The sequence below is a fragment of the Pontibacter sp. YIM B11418 genome (assembly GCF_059278805.1).
The window spans coordinates 26,963-44,836 of record NZ_JCAEMH010000008.1 but is presented as its reverse complement, the minus strand read 5'-3'; the positions used below and the strand labels follow the sequence as shown (position 1 = coordinate 44,836).

Here is a 17,874-nt window from a genome sequence, read left to right as displayed (position 1 = left end):
GTTGCTTACGAAGCTGTGCAAGTTGCGATTGAGTTTTTGGCACAGCCTTTGTTTAGGCAGGTATAGCAGAGCACATGTGCAAATTTGAACTTTGCTACTGATCGAACCAACCAGAAATTTAAAAGAGAAAGAAATATGAAGAAGATAATAGCAGCCCTTTCGCTCGGAATGTTAGTTGCTGGCAGCGGCGCTTACGCACAGACCACAACCAAGCCACAAGACCAAAAGCCGCGCAGCGAAATGCGTGGAGCCATGAAAGACAGAGCCCAAAAAAGCCCTGAGGAAATGGCTCAGATGAAAACCGATAGGATGGCGCAGAAGCTGGAATTGAGTGCATCGCAGAAAAACCAACTCCAGGAACTGAACATGCGGCATGCGCAGGAAATGAAAGCCATGCAAGAGAGTCACAAAGCGACTACGGAAAAAACGCCTGAGCAGCGAGCACAGATGCAGGAAGCCAGAAAAGCAAGTCACGAGAAGTGGCAGGCCGAGCTTAAGAGCATCTTGTCAGCAGAGCAGTATGCCAAGTACGAAACCGATCGCGCGGAGATGAAGCAGAAGCGTGCTGATGGTAAGAGAGGCCACAAGTCAGGCGAGCACAAAAAATCAGGTGAGCACAAAAAAAGAGGGGAGTACAAGAAGCAACAGCAGGGAATGTAATCCCTGATAAGATTCCCATAGTGAAAGCGGGGGCAGACCATTTAGTGTCTGCCCCCGCTTTTTTTATCAGGCTATACCTCCTACTTTATTTTCAGGGTCGTCGGGTATATTGGGGTAGTACTTCTGAAAAAAAGCACAGAAATGCGTGAGCGGGCATTCCTCGCATTTCGGCCGTCGCGCCAGGCAGATGTAGCGGCCATGCAATATGAGCCAATGATGCGCCTTGGCGATCAGCTCTTGTGGAAGGTTGGCCACCAACTCTTTTTCAACTTCCAGCGGGGTTTTGGCTGTTTTCGAAACCAGGCCCAGTCGCTTGCTCACCCGAAACACATGCGTGTCCACAGCCATAGCCGGTTGGTTCCAGATCACTGACACGATCACGTTGGCCGTCTTTCGACCTACACCCGGCAGCTTCACCAGTTCTTCGACTGTGCTAGGTACCTCCGCGTTAAACTGCTCCACGAGCATTCTTCCTAAACCCGCCAAGTGCTTGGCCTTATTGTTAGGGTAGGAAATGCTTCTAATAATTGGAAAGATATCTTCCGGAGTGGCCGCAGCCAGATGCTCTGGCGTCGGGAATGCTTCGAACAGGGCAGGCGTTACCATGTTCACGCGTTTATCGGTACACTGGGCGCTGAGCACTACAGCCAGTATCAGTTCGAAGGGATTGGTATAGGCTAGCTCGGTTTCCGGATCCGGAAAGTTTTGGGTAAAGTGCTCGATCAGCAGCTTGTAGCGTTCTCGTTTGCGCATAAAAAAAGTTTGCAGTCGGTTAAGACTGCAAACTTAAGCTTTTTGAGTAATTTAAAATGTTGTCGATAGACTGCTTGCTAGGGCTTTTGGCCGCGCCGCTTAACAGTCGCTGGATGAGCATGAGCTCGGAGCAGCTCTCGGCTAACTCGTTGTCGTGCATCAGTGCTGTTTCCAGTTGCTCGCGGGCAGGGTCTGCCAACTCATCGTATACGTACTGGATCAGCTCATTCTGAGTAGAGGTTTTTATCATAAGCAATGGTGCTGTTTAGCATCTTTTTTCTTAGGTTGATCAATGCGTAGCGCATACGACCTAAAGCTGTGTTGATGCTCACACCGGTTGCTTCTGCTATCTCCTGGAAGCTCATGTCAGCGTAATGGCGCATCATGAGTACTTCCCGCTGTGCTTGTGGCAGCGTTTGGATCAGCTCGCGTAGTCGGGCATGGGTGTCCTCCTTTATTTGCTGCGACTCAGCGGAGTCTTCTGCAAAAGACAAGGCATTGAACACATTGCTACCGTCCTCCAGCGTGATCATCGGGCTTCTTTTCTCTTTACGGAAAAAGTCGATTGCCAGGTTATGGGCAATGCGGCATATCCATGAAGAGAACTTACCTTCCTCGTTATACCTGCCACCTTTCATGGTGTGGATTGCCTTAATAAAAGCATCCTGCATGAGGTCCTCAGCGGTATACGTGTCCTTAACAATCAGTAAGATCGTAGTGAATACTTTGTTCTTGTGTCTGTTTACTAGCTGTTCAAACGCATTTTCGTTACCTGCGATGTAGAGCGAGACTAAAGCAGAGTCGCTCAGCTGGGTAGTTGTATTCATCGTAAAGCTACATTAGTTTAACGTAGAGCTTTATACCATATTGTTGCGTTAAGCTGTTAGAACAAATATTTTTTTGAAATGGAAATCAAATATAGAGAATGCATTTTGACTGCGCAAACATAGCCGGGTGTCCTTAGCAAAAAATATTAAAGGTGCTATATGCCAGTAAAGAATTATCGTTCCCTAATATACGGCAAGATAATGTAAACGTATATGCTTTTAGTTAAATTTATTTTTCAACATATAGTATTTACGTATATAGTGCTGACAGGGAGGAGATTAGTACTGATCAGGGAGACGAATAAGGTATAGGGCAAAGCAAAACGGCAGTCGCCCCAAGGATGTAACCCGGGGCGACTGCCGCTCTCTTGTGCTAATAAGCTGCTTTAGATGGTCATTTCTTTGCCTATAATGCCCAGAAGGCCTAATTTCATCTGAAACACCTGCGCAATGCTGGTTGCCTTCTGCTTCAACTCCTTTGTTTTATCGCCTTCAAACAGCTCGTCTGCAGTTTCACTAAATAGCATCACCCAGCGTGCGAAATGCTGCCTGTCTATGGGCAGGCGCATGTGTTTGGGGAAAGGCTGCCCTTTGTAGGCCATGGTGCCAAACAGAACTGAACTCCAGAAGTTGTACATGATGGGAAGGTGGTGCTCCCAGTCCACATTCGCAAAGCCATTGAAAATAGGCCCCAACAGATCGTCCTCGTTTACTTTGGCGTAAAACGAGTCAACCAGCAGTTTTATATCTTGTTCGTCTTTAATATCTTCCTTCATTTGCTGCAAATTGAAACCTCATAGGTTTACAAAATTACCAGCACTGAAGCACGGGAAAAATGACATTGGTCATTATGGGCATATAAAGGTCATAAAAAATCCTTCGTAAGAACTGATCGTCTGTACGAAGGATAAGGTTATTACTACAAATGCTGACTACTCGCGGTTGTATCGCTTCAAACGGTTCAGGATGAGGAGCAGACGGCGGTTTATCTCACGCTCTTCCACAGGCTTGCACTGTGCGGTGATGTCAGCAGGGCATTTCAGTTTTTCCTCTACTGCTTTGAGGTGCTCCAGATAGCACTCGATGGTAGTGCACGGGATATTCTGGTACTGCAGGCCTTCCCCGTCAGCTACTTTGCTATTAAGGTTGATAGCCTTTGCGATTTCAGTGTTGATCAGTTGTGTCACGTCAGAGCTTGAAGTGATTTCCTGCTGGTACACCTTCCTCTCGATGTTTTCCAATAATTTGCGGATGTCCAGTTGTTCCATGATGTTGATATTTTTAAATATTAATAATCAATAAAGTCGGCAGTTCCTCTGCTCAGGATACGGTCCTGAGTTGGCTGCGTTAACCCATAAAAGGATTGTTAATAAAAGAATAATATGGCGCTGTAAGCACCAGAAGCATGCATCAGCACAGGTTGGTGTTGTCTGACACGCAGAAGTCGGCTGCTAAATGAGGGGGTGGCCGCTCCTTAAAAAATTATACTTCTATACCGGAGGGAGTGTTACAGTTTAAGTCATATAATTCCAAATAATTTTATACAACATAGGTATACAGCCCTTTACGATTTATCCGGTGGCCTGACAATGCGGCTTGCTGAGTAGACTGAAGATAAAAAGCTGCCTTCTAGATCTGGTTCGGATTGCTCACCGATTAACAGCTGGGCCGGTTTTACTCTGGCAGACATTCTGCAGGTATGCGCACGATGGCGTAGCTTTGTGGCTATGAAAACCTATTTGTGGAGGATAAAGGGAAATGGGCGCTAAGTCAACCCGCAGGCACGACCCTTACGCCGTGCTCCGGTTGCCGGAGTTCAGGCATTATATATCGGCGCGGCTGTGCATCACGCTGGCCATGCAGATCCAGGCCGTTATTGTCGGCTGGCAAATCTATGCCATTACTGACGATGTCTTCTCCCTGGGCCTGATCGGGCTGGCGGAGGCTATACCTTCCATTTTTGTGTCGCTGTACGCTGGCTACGTGGCCGATACGGTGCCCCGCAAGAAAATCATCGTGACGGTGGTGGCGGTGCTGCTTCTTTGCTCGCTGGCGCTGCTGTACTTTACCCTGGATGCGAGTCATGTGTTGCCGCTGTATGGTGTGCTACCGATTTATGTCGTCATCTTTGTCAGCGGCATCGCCCGTGGTTTCATGGGGCCGGCCGTGTTCTCGTTTATGCCCCAACTGGTGGCCGACAAGCAACTCTACGCCAATGCCATCACCTGGAGCAGTACCACCTGGCAGGCTGCCTCGCTGGTAGGACCCGCCCTGGGCGGACTGGTGTACGGTTTCTACGGCATCACAGCGGCCTATACCCTGGATGCCGTGCTTGTCTTGCTGGCACTCACTTCTTTCGCGCTGATCGGCGGGAAGGCGCTCCCGGAAAATGTCAATCCGCAGAACATGATGGAGAGTCTGCGCTCAGGTATACGCTTCGTGTTCGGCAACCAAGTCATCCTGAACGCCATCTCCCTGGATATGTTCGCGGTGCTGTTTGGAGGAGCGGTGGCACTGCTTCCAGTTTTCGCCTCGGACATATTGCTGGTTGGTCCGCAGGGGCTCGGTTTTCTGCGGGCTGCGCCTGCTGTCGGCTCGGTGGCGATGGCCGTCTGGATGGCCTATTACCCTATTACCATCAAAGCCGGAAAAATCATGCTCTGGTGCGTGGCAGGCTTCGGATTGAGCCTGATCTTTTTTGGGTTATCTACCAGTTTCTGGCTCTCGCTGGTATTGCTGGTGCTGAGCGGCGCCTTCGACAGCATCAGTGTCATCATCCGCTCCACGCTGCTCCATACCCTGACACCGGAGTATATGAAGGGGCGCGTCTCTTCGGTGAACAGTATCTTTATCGGTTCGTCCAACGAGATAGGGGCCTTCCGGGCAGGAACAATGGCTAAGGTGATGGGCGCGGTGCCCTCTGTGGTGCTGGGCGGCGCGATCACACTGTTGGTAGTAGGTATAACGGCCCTAAAGGCCGACAAGCTGCGCAAGCTGGACCTGACGCCGGAGATGGAGGTTGTCTAAAAAAGGCAGTCCCATGCCCCGACAGGCGGGGCATGGGACTGCTGATGTGGTAGGGTGGTGGTGCTACTTGGCAGCGCCCTCTTTCTTCTCGGCGGCTTTCCTTTTGGTAGCCTGTCTTGGGCGGCTGTTGCCGTAAGTGCCTTTTACGATTTTGCCTTTCTTCGATTTTTTATCTCCTTTTCCCATGTTGTGTTAGTTTATTGGTTGTAGATCGTAACCCATACATACGGAAGCAGGGGACTGCAGTTTAATCATTTGGCAAAGTTTAGGAACAGACGGGTTCTATAACCGCCGCCAGTAAAGCACAGGCAGAAACCAAGACAGGCCTATACCTTTAAATAGTAATAGAAAGCTAAACCTTTTTATACCTGTAGCTGTTTCAAAAGGATGCCGTGTTGCATGCTTTGGCCAAAAGCCAGGTATAGTGCCAAGGGGTAAAAAGCCTTCAGAATGCGACCGGGTATTTGTATCTTTACATCGTAAAAAAATCAGTTCGTCATGCGTGGGCTTTATCTAGCCTGCGCTATACTTTATGGCAAACACATCCGAAAATAACCTCGAAACACTCGATCCGCGCCAGCACATTATCATCAAAGGCGCCCGCGTGCACAATCTCAAAAATCTCAGTGTGGCCTTGCCGCGCAACAAATTCATTGTGGTCACCGGCCTTTCCGGCTCCGGCAAATCATCGCTGGCTTTCGATACGCTGTATGCCGAAGGGCAACGCATGTATGTGGAAAGCCTGAGCTCGTATGCCCGTCAGTTTCTGGGGCGTATGGATAAGCCTGATGTGGACTACATCAAAGGCATCAGCCCGGCCATTGCCATCGAGCAAAAGGTGAGTATCAAGAACAACCGCTCTACCGTGGGTACCAGCACCGAGATCTACGATTACCTGAAGCTGCTCTACGCCCGCATTGGCAAAACTTATTCACCTGTTTCGGGTGAGGTCGTGAAAAAAGACAGCGTGGCCGATGTGGTGGACTTTATCTTTTCGTTAGAGGATGAAGCCCGTGTGATGATCTTGGCGCCGCTGCAACTGCACAAAGAGCGCACGCTTGCCAAAGAACTGGATCTGCTGCTTCAAAAAGGCTATTCACGTATTTACGCCGACGGACAGGTATACTTTATCGAAGAGCTGCTGGAAGAGAAAAAGCCGAAGCTGGGCAAGCAGGTATACATTCTCGTGGATCGCGCTGTGATTTACAAATCAGACGAAGACCTGCAGTTCAGGATTGCTGACTCCGTGCAAACCGCCTTTTTTGAAGGTAACGGGGAGTGTCGTGTGAAGTATGGCGACGGCGAAGAGCGTGTTTTCTCCGATCGCTTTGAACTCGACGGCATGGTGTTCGAAGAGCCTTCTGTCAATTTCTTCAGCTTTAACAATCCTTACGGAGCCTGCCAGACCTGCGAGGGTTTTGGCAGTGTGCTAGGTATAGATCCGGATCTGGTTATACCTGACAAGAGCCTGACAGTATACGAAGGAGCCGTTGCGCCCTGGCGATCTGAAAAGATGAACGAATGGCTGCAGCCGCTCGTGAAGAACGGTATACGATTCGACTTCCCGATCCATCGCCCTTACAGTGAGCTTTCCGAAAAAGAGCAGGAGATGCTGTGGACCGGCAACAAATACTTCGAAGGACTCAACGATTTCTTTAAACACCTGCAAGCACAGACGCATAAAATACAGTACCGCGTGATGCTATCGCGCTACCGTGGCCGCACCACCTGCCCCGATTGCAAAGGCTCCCGCTTGCGCAAAGACGCCAGTTATGTGAAGATCAATGACAAGAGCATCACTGATCTGGTGTTGATGCCGATCACACAGTCGCTGGCATTTTTTGAGAACATGCAGCTGACCGAGCACGAACGCAACGTAGCAGAACGGCTGGTGACGGAAGTGACCAACCGCCTCGGCTACCTGGTGCGGGTGGGCTTGGGCTATCTCACGCTAAACCGACTTTCCAATACATTATCCGGTGGCGAGAGCCAACGTATCAACCTGGCGACTTCGCTGGGTAGTGCCCTGGTAGGCTCCATGTATATTTTGGATGAACCAAGTATCGGTCTGCACCCGAAGGACTCCGAGCAACTGATCGGTGTGCTGCGCTCTTTGCAAAAAATGGGCAACACCGTGATTGTGGTGGAGCACGAAGAAGAAATGATGCGTGCTGCCGACCAACTGATCGATATTGGTCCGGAGGCTGGCTCGGGTGGTGGCAACCTGATGTTCCAGGGGACGCTGGATGAGATGATACGCACTGCCGATACCTATACCGCCAAATACCTGAGCGGCGAGATGGAGGTGTCGGTGCCGGCGCAGCGCCGTAAATGGCGAAATGCTATTGAAATACAGGGTGCCCGTGAGAATAACCTCAAAAACCTGAGCGTGAAAGTGCCGCTGGGCGTGATGACTGTGGTGACAGGCGTGAGTGGTTCTGGCAAGTCTACCCTGATCAAAAAAATACTGGCTCCGGCCATGATGAAACTGCACGGCAACACAGCCGAGGCGACCGGTAAATTTGATAAACTGGCCGGTGACTACAACAAGATCCGGCACGTCGAGTTCGTGGACCAGAACCCGATCGGGAAGTCGTCGCGCTCCAACCCGGTAACCTACGTGAAGGCTTACGATGCGATCCGTTCCTTGTACGCTGATCAGCCGCTGGCCAAGTCGCGTGGGTTTAAGCCGTCGCACTTCTCATTCAACATCGAAGGTGGTCGCTGCGAAGTATGCCAGGGTGAGGGGCAGGTGAAGATCGAAATGCAGTTTATGGCTGACATTTACCTGACCTGCGAGAGCTGCAACGGCCAACGCTTTAAGCAGGACGTGCTCGATGTCAGGTATAAGGACAAAAGCATTTCGGAAGTGCTGGACATGACCATTGCCGACAGCATCGATTTCTTCGCCGATCAGTCAAAGATCGTAGAGAAACTGAGACCACTGAACGACGTGGGTCTGGGCTACATTCGGTTGGGGCAGTCGAGCAACACTTTGTCGGGAGGTGAGGCGCAGCGCGTGAAGCTGGCTTCGTTCCTGACCAAAGGCGTGCAGGCGCATCAGGAGGATATTCTGTTTATCTTCGATGAGCCAAGCACCGGTCTGCACTTCCACGACATCAACAAACTGCTGCAGTCCATCAATGCGCTGATCGAGAACGGCAACACGGTCGTCATCATTGAGCACAACATGGACATCATCAAGTCCGCCGACTGGATCATCGATCTGGGGCCTGAAGGAGGTACTAACGGAGGGCACCTGCTGTTCGAAGGCACGCCGGAGGAGATGGCGAAACTGGAGGATAACCATACGGCCAGGTTCCTGAAGGAAAGGTTGTAACGTAAGGTATAAAAGCCGCCGCAATTGAATTTGCGGCGGCTTTTGTTTTTAAGGTATAGCAAGGCAGGTATACTATATTTTGTTAACTTGCCGTATAGGTGAAAATCAAAAAAAATCAATAGCTACTATAAAACATGAGAAAACGAATTGTTGCCGGTAACTGGAAAATGAACAAGACCTACGAGGAGGCGCTTTCGCTGGTATCGGAAATTGATAACATGGTGAAAGACGAAGTGAACGGCGATGTGACCGTGATCGTGGCACCGCCTTTCCCGTTCCTGCAGGGCGTGGGCAAGCTAACCCAGGGCAATGACCTGATGCACCTGGCTGCGCAAAACGTGAGCGAACACGAAAGTGGTGCTTTTACAGGTGAGGTGTCGGCTGGTATGCTAAAGTCGGTGGGAGTGCAGTACGTGATCATAGGTCATAGTGAGCGCCGCATGTACCACCACGAAGATGCACAGGCACTTTACAAAAAACTGAAAGCGGCCATTGCGCAAGGTATAACGCCGATCTTCTGCTGCGGTGAGCCGCTAGAGGAGCGTGACGCAGACCGCCATTTCGACTATGTGGGCAAACAGCTGCACGACAGTCTTTCTTATTTGAGCAACGAGGAGTTTGACCAGGTGGTGGTAGCTTACGAGCCGATCTGGGCTATTGGCACAGGCCGCACGGCCAGCAGCCAGCAGGCGCAGGAAATGCATGCTTACATTCGCGAGCAGCTTTCACGCATGTTCGATGCCGAAGCGGCTTTCAACTGCTCGATCCTGTACGGAGGCAGCTGTAACCCGGGCAACGCAAAGGAATTGTTCACTCAGCCAGACGTTGATGGTGGCCTGATCGGAGGAGCTTCGCTTAAATCACGCGACTTTACCGACATTATCAAATCGTTCTAAGAATCAGGTAACACAGGAAAAAGGCTGCTAACTAAAAAAGTTGGCAGCCTTTTTTCTTGTAGATATAGTTATATTTGGCTAAATTATCTGCTATGATTTTGATAATATCCTTTTGGTTATCGCTGCTTCCATACCTGGTGGCACCGCAGCCAGCAGCCCCCTCGCCCGTCACCGTAGCCAGCAATGACATTTGCCGCATCTACGGTTCGGTATACCTGGAGCGCGACCCCAGGTACAAGAACACTGCTGCCTATACGGTATACCTGGGCGATGAAGAAGCCTTTGCCAACATGGTGGTTTACCGCGAAAGCAACAAGCTCTTTGCCGATGCCACCGGCGTTTGGCACATCACCAACAAGAAAGCCTTTGCAGACCACGTACTGTACGTGACCGATAACCGGAATTTTGCTGATTTTACTGTACACTTTACCAACGTGCGCTCCTACGCAGCGTGTCGCCCCTAACCAACACACATGGATTTTATAGAAGTAGCCCTGAAAGTAAGCCCCGATTTTGCCGACATCTTCACTGCCGAAATGGGAGAGTTGGGATTCGATGCCTTCCAAGACACAGCCGAGGGTTTTAACGCTTACATCGACGAAGACAAGTTCGATCAGCGCGAACTCACTAACATGATCTCCCGCTACGCCGGGTATACCACCGTGGAATATCAGGTACAGAAGATCGAGCGGCAGAACTGGAACGAAGAGTGGGAGCGTAATTTCGAGCCGCTCTTCATCGGCGGGCAGGTATCTGTGAGGGCGTCGTTCCACGAGAAACCGGCCGGGGCAAAGTATGACATCGTGATCAACCCGAAAATGTCCTTCGGCACGGGCCACCACGAAACGACTACGCTCATGATCGAAAACCAGCTGACACTGGACCACCAGGGCAAGCGCGTGCTGGACATGGGTTGCGGCACAGGTATACTGGCCATTATGGCCGGAGAATTGGGCGCTGCTGAGATCGTAGCCGTAGAAATAGAAGACTGGACAGTAGAAAATGCCCGCGAGAATGCGCAGGAAAACGGCTACGCAGGTATAGACGTGCGACTGGGCGGTGCCGAGACAATTGAAGGAGACCAGCCTTACGACATTATCCTGGCCAACATAAACCGTAACGTGCTGCTTGAAGACATGCCAGCGTATGTGGCGGTGCTAAAGCCAGCAGGCACCTTGTTGCTGAGCGGCTTTTATACTGAAGACTTGCCTGCGCTGCAGGAGCGGGCAGCTGAACTGGGACTGACCTACGTATCGCACCGCACCAAGAACAACTGGGTGTCTGCTATTTTTAAGAACAAGTAATTGATTATCCTTCCGACCTATGAAATATAAACTTCTACCCTTTTTATTTTTCCTGGCTGTATTCGCAGCACAAGCCCAGACTAAGCTGGCAACTGACCCGGCGCAGTATATCACCGATGCCAAAGCTATGCTGGTGACTGGCAAAGCCAAAAATGCCGAAGCACTGGGAGCTGCCCTGGAGAGCGTGTGGGGCAACCAGCGACTATCCGATAAGCAGAAACAGCAGGTGATCGACATTTCGCAATTGATGTACCGCAAGAAGCTGCGCGTCAATCCGCATTACGAGAACTTCTACGAGATGCTGGTGGGCGCCGTGAACCATCAGAACATGCGTGGTGCTCAGATCGACAACATGCTGGAAGTAGTGGCCAAGGCTGTGCAGCAGGATGAGGGTGCAGCCCTCGATCGTTTCTTTAAGACCAGCAGCAGTTACCTGAGCACAGGTATACTTTACCAGAACAAGCAGTATACCCTCCGCACCACAGGGGGCGCCGTGAGCTTTGCCTATGAAGGCAAGGCAGCCCCGAAAGACAAAGAAAAGTCGGAGGAGGTAAGCGACTGGGAAAGTTTCTCTTGGGATGATGAGGTAGCGGGCGAAAGCAAAGAGGCTACTGCTGACGATTGGGGAGATGCCTGGGATACGCCTAAGCCTGCCGCAAAAAAAGTAGACCCAAAAGTAGCTGAGAAGAAGCGCCGCGACGACTTCAAGAAGATGTTTATACCTGCCCAGCCAAAGGCGAGCGGCCCGGTACTGAAGCTTGATAACGTCAACCTGAGCTTCGCTACTATACACGATTCCACTGCCATCATGAAAACGAGCGGGCACCTGATGCTGGCGAGCAATCTGTTCGTCGGGGAGGGCGGCTCTTTTTCATGGACAGCTGACGGCAAGCCGGTCTCAGCCGATTTCAAGGCATTCAATTTTGATATTACTGCAGCCGCCTTCAAAGTACCTGAAGCCACCATCACCTACAATGCTGTGCTCGACGCCCCGATTGAGGGTATTTTTGAGTTCAGAAGCACCAAAGCCGGCACGAACGGAGAGAAATCCTATCCGCGTTTTGCCTCCTACACCAACGATGCAAAAGTAAAAAGCCTGGGCAAAGATATAGTCTATTCCGGTGGTTTTACGCTGGCCGGCAACCTGATCGGTAGTAAGCCACTCGACGGTAGTATTTCTGCGTTGGCCGTACTGGAAGATGGGAAGAAGAAGTTCCGGTCTATGGCCCACAACTACAACCTGAACGACTCCATTATATTTGCCAACAGGGCTTACGTAGCCATTTACCAAAACCAGCGCCGCGACTCGCTTACACATCCGGCTATGCAGTTGCGCTACTCCAAGCCAACCCGCGAACTGGTCCTGACCCGCGATAAAGGTGTGTATAGCAAGTCTCCTTTCTACGACAGCTATCACAAGTTCGAGATCACAGCTGAGCGTGTTGCCTGGAACCTGGGCACGCCACATATCAATTTCTCGATCCTGAATACCAAAACCCTTATACCTGTACAGCTGGAATCGGCGCAGTATTTCTCTAACATGCGTTTTCAGCAGTTGGTCGGTGTAGCTAGTTTCCACCCGCTGCAGGTGCTGGTGTCGTATGCCGCCAAAGCCAAAACCAACGACTTCTACGCATTCGATGTGGCCAAGGCATCGAAACTGAACGAGAAAGCGGTGCGGGAAGCGGCCATCAGCCTGGCACGCGAAGGTTACCTGACCTACGACGGACAGACTAACTTTATTTCCCTGAAGCCGAAGGCTTGGCATTATGTGGGCTCAGCACAGAACCTGAGCGACTACGACCACCTGGTGATCAAATCGGTGGTACCGTCTGGCCGTAATGCGACCCTCAACCTGAACAGCAACCGCCTGACGGTGCGAGGTGTAGAGAAAATGGCCTTCAACAACGACTCTTCTACCGTTTACGTCGTGCCTGACAGCAGCATTGTGCACCTGCTTGACAACCGCAACATGGAGTTCGGTGGCAGGCTGTACGCAGGCCGTCTGAACTTCAGAGGCTCTCAGTTCAAGTTCGATTATAATGAGTTCATGATCGATATGCAGAAGCTGGACACCGTGGCTTTTGTGACAAAGAAACGCCATGCGGTAGGCAAAAAGAAAGAACTGGAGCAAGTAATGACCAGCCGGTCGGGCAAAATGTCCGGTAAGCTCTACATCAACAAGCCAAACAACAAGTCGGGTCGCAAGCACTACCCGGAGTATCCGAAATTTGACTCGCCGATGGGTGGGCAGGTGGCCTTTGCCAGGCCGGACGTACTGGCAGGTGCTTACGACAGCACCGTCTACTTCGATATCCCGTCCTACAAACTCGACAGTTTGAGCAAAGGCAAAAGCATGCTCGGCTTCAATGGCACCTTCTATTCCGGCGATATTTTTCCGCCGATCAAGACCAAGCTTACCATGATGCCGGACGAAACGCTTGGCTTCTACTACCAGCCCGGCCCGAAAGGACTGCCAGCATTCGGCGGCAAAGGTATAGCCTATGATACCATTATGATGACCTCGGCAGGTATACAGAGCCGGGGCAAACTCAAGTACCTGACCTCGACCTTAGAGGCGCCGGAGTATACCTACTACCTCGACAAAGTGGTGACCCAAAAAGGAGCCAGCGCGAAAGTGGAAGCAGGAGGCGGCGAGGCCAGCTTCCCGATGGCCAGCCTGGGGCACTATGAAATGATCTGGGTGCCGAAGCAGGACACCATGTACCTGATGGCCGCTGCCGAGGACCCGATGAAGATCTACAAAGAAGAATTCAAGTTTACGGGTACAGCCAAGTTGTCGCCGGGCGGACTGTATGGCGATGGCGAACTGGATAACACCGATGCCAACATCGTGTCACAAAAGCTTTCGTTCAAAGGGCGCAACCTGTCGGGCAACAATGCACAGATGATCGTGAAATCGGATGTGGAAGGTAAGCCAGCCATGAAAGCGACGGATATGGCCATTAGCTACGACCTGGACAAGCGCTTTGTCGAGTTTGGTAGTGAGCAGACAGGTATAGCGAGTATTGAGTTCCCGAAGGCACAGTACAAAACATCTATGAGCCGCGCCACCTGGGATATGAAGCAGCAAAAGGTAAGTCTGGCAGCCGATGACGCAAGCGGTAAAAACTACTTCTACTCGCAGCACCCGGAGCAGGAAGGCCTGTACTTTAGCGCCGCCACCGGTGAGTATGACCTCAAAGTAAACTCTATTCTGGCAGGCGGCGTGCCCTACATACCTGTAGGTGATGTGCACATTATACCTGACAGCGGTAAAGTATCTGTGGCGGCAGGTGCAACCATTACTACCTTGCGCAATGCACGCGTTCTGGCTGACTCTCTGCAGCAGTTTCACAAACTGTATTCAGGCAATATCAACGTGCTATCGCGCAATGCCTTCAGTGGTACGGCTATACATGATTATCAGAATGCCGCATCCGATTCGTTTAAGCTGCAGTTTGCCGACTTCCTGTACAAGCAGCACGAACTGAAGAAGAAGTCAAGCATCAACACAACCTATGCACAGTCGCTGGTGCGCGAAACGGATAATTTCTACATCTTCCCGCACATTCGCTACAGAGGAAACGTGACGATGTATTCCTACCGCCCGCACATGGATTTTGATGGCGACCTGAAGCTGAACTTCACCGGAAACGAAGAAGACTCGGACTGGTTCCCGTTCAAGCGTGACTCCCTGAACCCGGACAACGTGCGCATCCCGATCATGAAGCAGAAGGCGCCGGACGGAAACCAGCTGTACACCGGTCTGCACCTGTCACGTGGAACGTTTAAACCCTACAACACTTTTGTTTCGAAGAAGCAGTACGAGGACGACCTGGACATTTTTACCGTAAGCGGCGACCTGTCTTACGACAAGGAGAAAAGCGAATTTAAGATTACGGATGCCGCCCGTTCAGCTGCCGGATCTTACGAAGGCAGCGAGCTGCGTTACAACGAGGGTTCCAAAACTGTAGCCTTTGAAGGCAAGCTGAACCTGGTGAACTCCCTGAAAGACTTCGGCATAGAATCGGCCGGAACAGGTATAGCCAAAACCGACAGCGGCTACTATGCCATCGATGCGCTCATGGCTTTTGACATGAACATGCACTCCTCGGTTATAACGGCGCTGGGCAAAAAGCTGAACGAGACGGCCATACGCGGAGGCGGCGACAAGGGCAGTGATGAGACGATGCTTTACAAACTGGGCAACATCATCGGCAACCGCGACGCGCAACGCTACCAGGGCGGCGCGATCGCTTTACCGAAGCTGTCAAACAAGTTGGTGCGCAGCATGGTGTTCGACAACGTAGATTTGCGCTGGTCCAACAAAACCAATGCCTGGTACAGCGTGGGCAAGCTCGGCTTGTCTAACGTGATGAAAGAGGAGATAAACGCAAACATGGACGGCTTGATGGAAATAAAGCAGGACCTGAACGGCGAGCCGGTGGTGAACCTGTACCTGCAGGCCGATCCGTATACCTGGGTGTTCCTGAGCTACCTGGAAAACGGTCTGGTAGTTGTGTCGTCTGACGCTGACCTGAACAAAACCATCCGCTCCAAGGCCAGTGGCGGTCGCTCCCGTAAGTACGGCATGTACATGGGCGAGAGCATCGACAAGAACCGCTTCGTGGACCAGTTTAAGCACGACTACCTGAACGGTAAAGATCCTTTTAAAATGGCAACTCAGGCACCAATAGCAGAGCAGGGTGGCTTTAATGTGGCTGAAGACGAAGTAGAGGACACAAAGAAGAAAAAGAAGAAGAAAAAAGGAAATGCCGAAGAGGAGGAAGGTTGGCAATAACCGATAACCGCATTACGGCCGTATAGGGAAAGATATCTACCGTTTGGATATTAAAATAACTAGTCCCTATATTTGGGTTCTTTTCAATATAAAAACACACGGGCAAACCGCACTAAATTCTGTTAAGTGTGGTTAATGCAAACAGAAACCTGGCACACGCGTCATGAACATACTTTTAATTGCCGCTTTATTTATAGTAGCATACTTAATTGGATCTATATCTACCGCCGTTTGGATCGGCAAGGCATACTACGGGATTGACATTCGCCAGCACGGCAGTGGTAACTCCGGTGCAACCAATACATTTCGGGTGCTGGGCAAAAAGCCGGGCACCATCGTGATGCTGATCGACATCTTCAAAGGCTGGGTAGCCACTTCGCTGGCGGCCTTGCTGGTGATCTTCAACGCCGTGCCCGCCGATGATTTGATGTTCTATCAGTTGGCCATGGGCGCATTAGCAGTGGTAGGCCATATTTTTCCGGTATACGAGCGCTTTAAGGGCGGAAAAGGAGTGGCAACGCTGCTGGGTATGATGCTAGCCATACACCTGGAAGTAGCCCTGATGTGCATGGTCATTTTTGTGATCGTGCTCTTTACTTCTAAGTATGTGTCGCTGGGCTCTATGATTGCGGCGCTTGCGTTTCCAATCCTCCTGTTACTGCCGCGTTTCCATCCCGACAACCCGATCCTGATCATATTCGGATTCATCGTATTTGCCGTGGTGGTACTGACGCACCGTAAGAACATCAACCGCCTGATAAATGGCGAGGAGAGCAAAGCCAACATCAAGCTCGGGCTCCGAAAATAAGTATAGCCACCCACAGGTATAAGCATTCTAATAGCCACTCTTTCCGAAGGGTGGCTTTTTTTGTACCTTTAGCGCAGGACATTTATCTAGACTATGAATCAATATATCGCTGACAACAAAGACCGATTTATAAACGAACTGCTCGACATGCTGCGCATACCTTCCGTAAGCGCCGACCCAAAGTTTAAGCAGGACGTACTGCGCACAGCCGATTTTGTAGCCCAAAAGCTGCGCGAGGCCGGCGCCGATAACGTGGAGCTATGCGAAACTGCCGGCTACCCGATCGTGTATGGCGAGAAAATGGTGGACCCAAGCCTGCCTACGGTGCTGGTGTACGGCCACTACGATGTGCAGCCCGCCGATCCTTATGAACTGTGGACATCGCCTCCTTTTGAGCCTGTGATTAAAGACGGCAAGATCTACGCCCGTGGCGCCTGCGACGACAAAGGCCAGATGTACATGCACGTGAAAGCCTTTGAGGTGATGATGCAGAACAATGCTTTGACTTGCAACGTGAAGTTCATGATAGAGGGCGAGGAGGAAGTGGGATCTGCCAACCTGGCTACTTTCGTTAAAAATAACAAGGAGAAATTAAATGCCGATGTGATCCTGATCTCGGACACAGGTATGCTGGGCAACGACACGCCTTCGATTACGACTGGTTTGCGCGGTATGAGCTATGTGGAGGTAGAAGTAACCGGACCGAACCGTGACCTGCACTCCGGCCTGTACGGCGGCGCTGTGGCAAACCCGATCAACATCCTGTGCCAGATGATTGCCTCGATGCACGACGAGAACAACCACATCACCATACCTGGCTTTTACGACAACGTGCAGGAGCTAAGCCAGGAGGAACGCGCCGAGATGGCCCGCGCCCCATTCAGTCTGGACAAGTATAAGCAGGCCCTCGACCTGCCGGATGTGCATGGCGAAGAAGGCTACGTGACCATGGAGCGCAACTCCATTCGCCCGACGCTGGATGTGAACGGCATCTGGGGAGGCTACACCGGAGAAGGCGCCAAGACAGTTATACCTTCCCAGGCGTTTGCCAAAATATCGATGCGCCTTGTGCCGAACCAAACTTCTGAGGAGATCACAGAGAAATTCAAGAAGCACTTCGAGAGCATTGCACCGAAGAGTGTGAAGGTGCTGGTGAAGCCACACCACGGTGGCGAGCCGGTGGTAACGCCTACGGATTCGATCGCCTACCAGTCAGCTGCAAAAGCCTACGAGGAAACCTTTGGGGTGAAGCCGGTGCCGGTGCGCAGCGGTGGTTCTATTCCGATCGTGGCGATGTTCAAGTCAGAGCTTGGCTTAGACTCGGTATTGATGGGCTTTGGTCTGGACACGGATGCGATCCACTCCCCTAACGAGCATTTTGGTGTGTTCAATTTCATGAAAGGTATAGAGACGATCCCGCAGTTCTATAAGCACTACGCAGAGATGAGCAAATAA

Annotated in this window: 15 protein-coding genes; 9 read left to right on the top strand and 6 right to left on the bottom strand. The window is 51.2% G+C overall.

Translation table 11 applies throughout. The annotated features are described in order from the left end of the window. The first annotated feature begins 135 nt into the window (after positions 1–135). Positions 136–660, top strand: a complete 525-nt coding sequence (locus AC4QZR_RS18185; RefSeq protein ID WP_494482199.1) for a DUF4890 domain-containing protein — start codon at positions 136–138, stop codon at positions 658–660. Positions 661–726: 66 nt separating this feature from the next. On the opposite strand, the gene nth is transcribed toward AC4QZR_RS18185, so the two are convergent. From nth to AC4QZR_RS18160, 5 genes are all read right to left on the bottom strand, one after another. Beyond that, entirely contained in the window at positions 727–1,413 is a 687-nt protein-coding gene (gene nth / locus AC4QZR_RS18180) for an endonuclease III (protein ID WP_494482198.1), read from the bottom strand. Positions 1,414–1,432: 19 nt separating this feature from the next. Further along, positions 1,433–1,663 (bottom strand): hypothetical protein, encoded by a 231-nt coding sequence (locus tag AC4QZR_RS18175; protein WP_253406399.1) that lies wholly within the window; start codon positions 1,661–1,663, stop codon positions 1,433–1,435. Continuing rightward, positions 1,638–2,240, bottom strand: a complete 603-nt coding sequence (locus AC4QZR_RS18170; RefSeq protein ID WP_007655595.1) for an RNA polymerase sigma factor — start codon at positions 2,238–2,240, stop codon at positions 1,638–1,640. Before AC4QZR_RS18170 ends, AC4QZR_RS18175 begins: the two co-directional genes overlap by 26 nt. A 386-nt stretch (positions 2,241–2,626) precedes the next feature. Next, complete coding sequence (locus AC4QZR_RS18165; protein WP_494482197.1) at positions 2,627–3,016, bottom strand: group III truncated hemoglobin; 390 nt, start codon at positions 3,014–3,016, stop codon at positions 2,627–2,629. A 156-nt stretch (positions 3,017–3,172) separates the two neighbouring features. Next, complete coding sequence (locus tag AC4QZR_RS18160; protein ID WP_494482196.1) at positions 3,173–3,508, bottom strand: hypothetical protein; 336 nt, start codon at positions 3,506–3,508, stop codon at positions 3,173–3,175. Positions 3,509–3,998: 490 nt separating this feature from the next. Between AC4QZR_RS18160 and AC4QZR_RS18155 the strand changes: the two genes are divergently transcribed. Then, on the top strand, positions 3,999–5,267 hold the full coding sequence (locus AC4QZR_RS18155; protein ID WP_494482195.1) for an MFS transporter: 1,269 nt from the start codon (positions 3,999–4,001) through the stop codon (positions 5,265–5,267). A gap of 63 nt (positions 5,268–5,330) precedes the next feature. Here the strand turns inward: AC4QZR_RS18155 and AC4QZR_RS18150 are convergent, their stop codons facing one another. Then, positions 5,331–5,453 (bottom strand): 30S ribosomal protein THX, encoded by a 123-nt coding sequence (locus AC4QZR_RS18150; RefSeq protein WP_494482194.1) that lies wholly within the window; start codon positions 5,451–5,453, stop codon positions 5,331–5,333. A gap of 346 nt (positions 5,454–5,799) precedes the next feature. Here AC4QZR_RS18150 and uvrA point away from each other — a divergent pair, with 346 nt between their 5' ends. The 7 genes from uvrA (at position 5,800) to AC4QZR_RS18115 (ending at position 17,874) form a co-directional block, all read left to right on the top strand. Beyond that, positions 5,800–8,607 carry an excinuclease ABC subunit UvrA gene (gene uvrA / locus AC4QZR_RS18145; RefSeq protein ID WP_494482193.1) on the top strand — a complete coding sequence of 936 codons (2,808 nt, stop codon included), beginning with the start codon at positions 5,800–5,802 and terminating at the stop codon, positions 8,605–8,607. A gap of 134 nt (positions 8,608–8,741) precedes the next feature. Further along, positions 8,742–9,503, top strand: coding sequence for a triose-phosphate isomerase (tpiA, locus tag AC4QZR_RS18140; protein WP_494482192.1), 762 nt, complete (start codon positions 8,742–8,744; stop codon positions 9,501–9,503). 92 nt (positions 9,504–9,595) lie between these two features. Next, positions 9,596–9,967, top strand: a complete 372-nt coding sequence (locus AC4QZR_RS18135) for a 7(1) septoil knot domain-containing protein (RefSeq protein WP_494482191.1) — start codon at positions 9,596–9,598, stop codon at positions 9,965–9,967. A 9-nt stretch (positions 9,968–9,976) separates the two neighbouring features. Further along, entirely contained in the window at positions 9,977–10,807 is an 831-nt protein-coding gene (gene prmA / locus AC4QZR_RS18130) for a 50S ribosomal protein L11 methyltransferase (protein ID WP_494482190.1), read from the top strand. A gap of 19 nt (positions 10,808–10,826) precedes the next feature. Continuing rightward, positions 10,827–15,611, top strand: a complete 4,785-nt coding sequence (locus tag AC4QZR_RS18125) for a hypothetical protein (RefSeq protein WP_494482189.1) — start codon at positions 10,827–10,829, stop codon at positions 15,609–15,611. A gap of 163 nt (positions 15,612–15,774) precedes the next feature. Next, positions 15,775–16,419 carry a glycerol-3-phosphate 1-O-acyltransferase PlsY gene (gene plsY / locus AC4QZR_RS18120; protein WP_494482188.1) on the top strand — a complete coding sequence of 215 codons (645 nt, stop codon included), beginning with the start codon at positions 15,775–15,777 and terminating at the stop codon, positions 16,417–16,419. 93 nt (positions 16,420–16,512) lie between these two features. After that, positions 16,513–17,874, top strand: a complete 1,362-nt coding sequence (locus AC4QZR_RS18115) for a dipeptidase (RefSeq protein ID WP_494482187.1) — start codon at positions 16,513–16,515, stop codon at positions 17,872–17,874.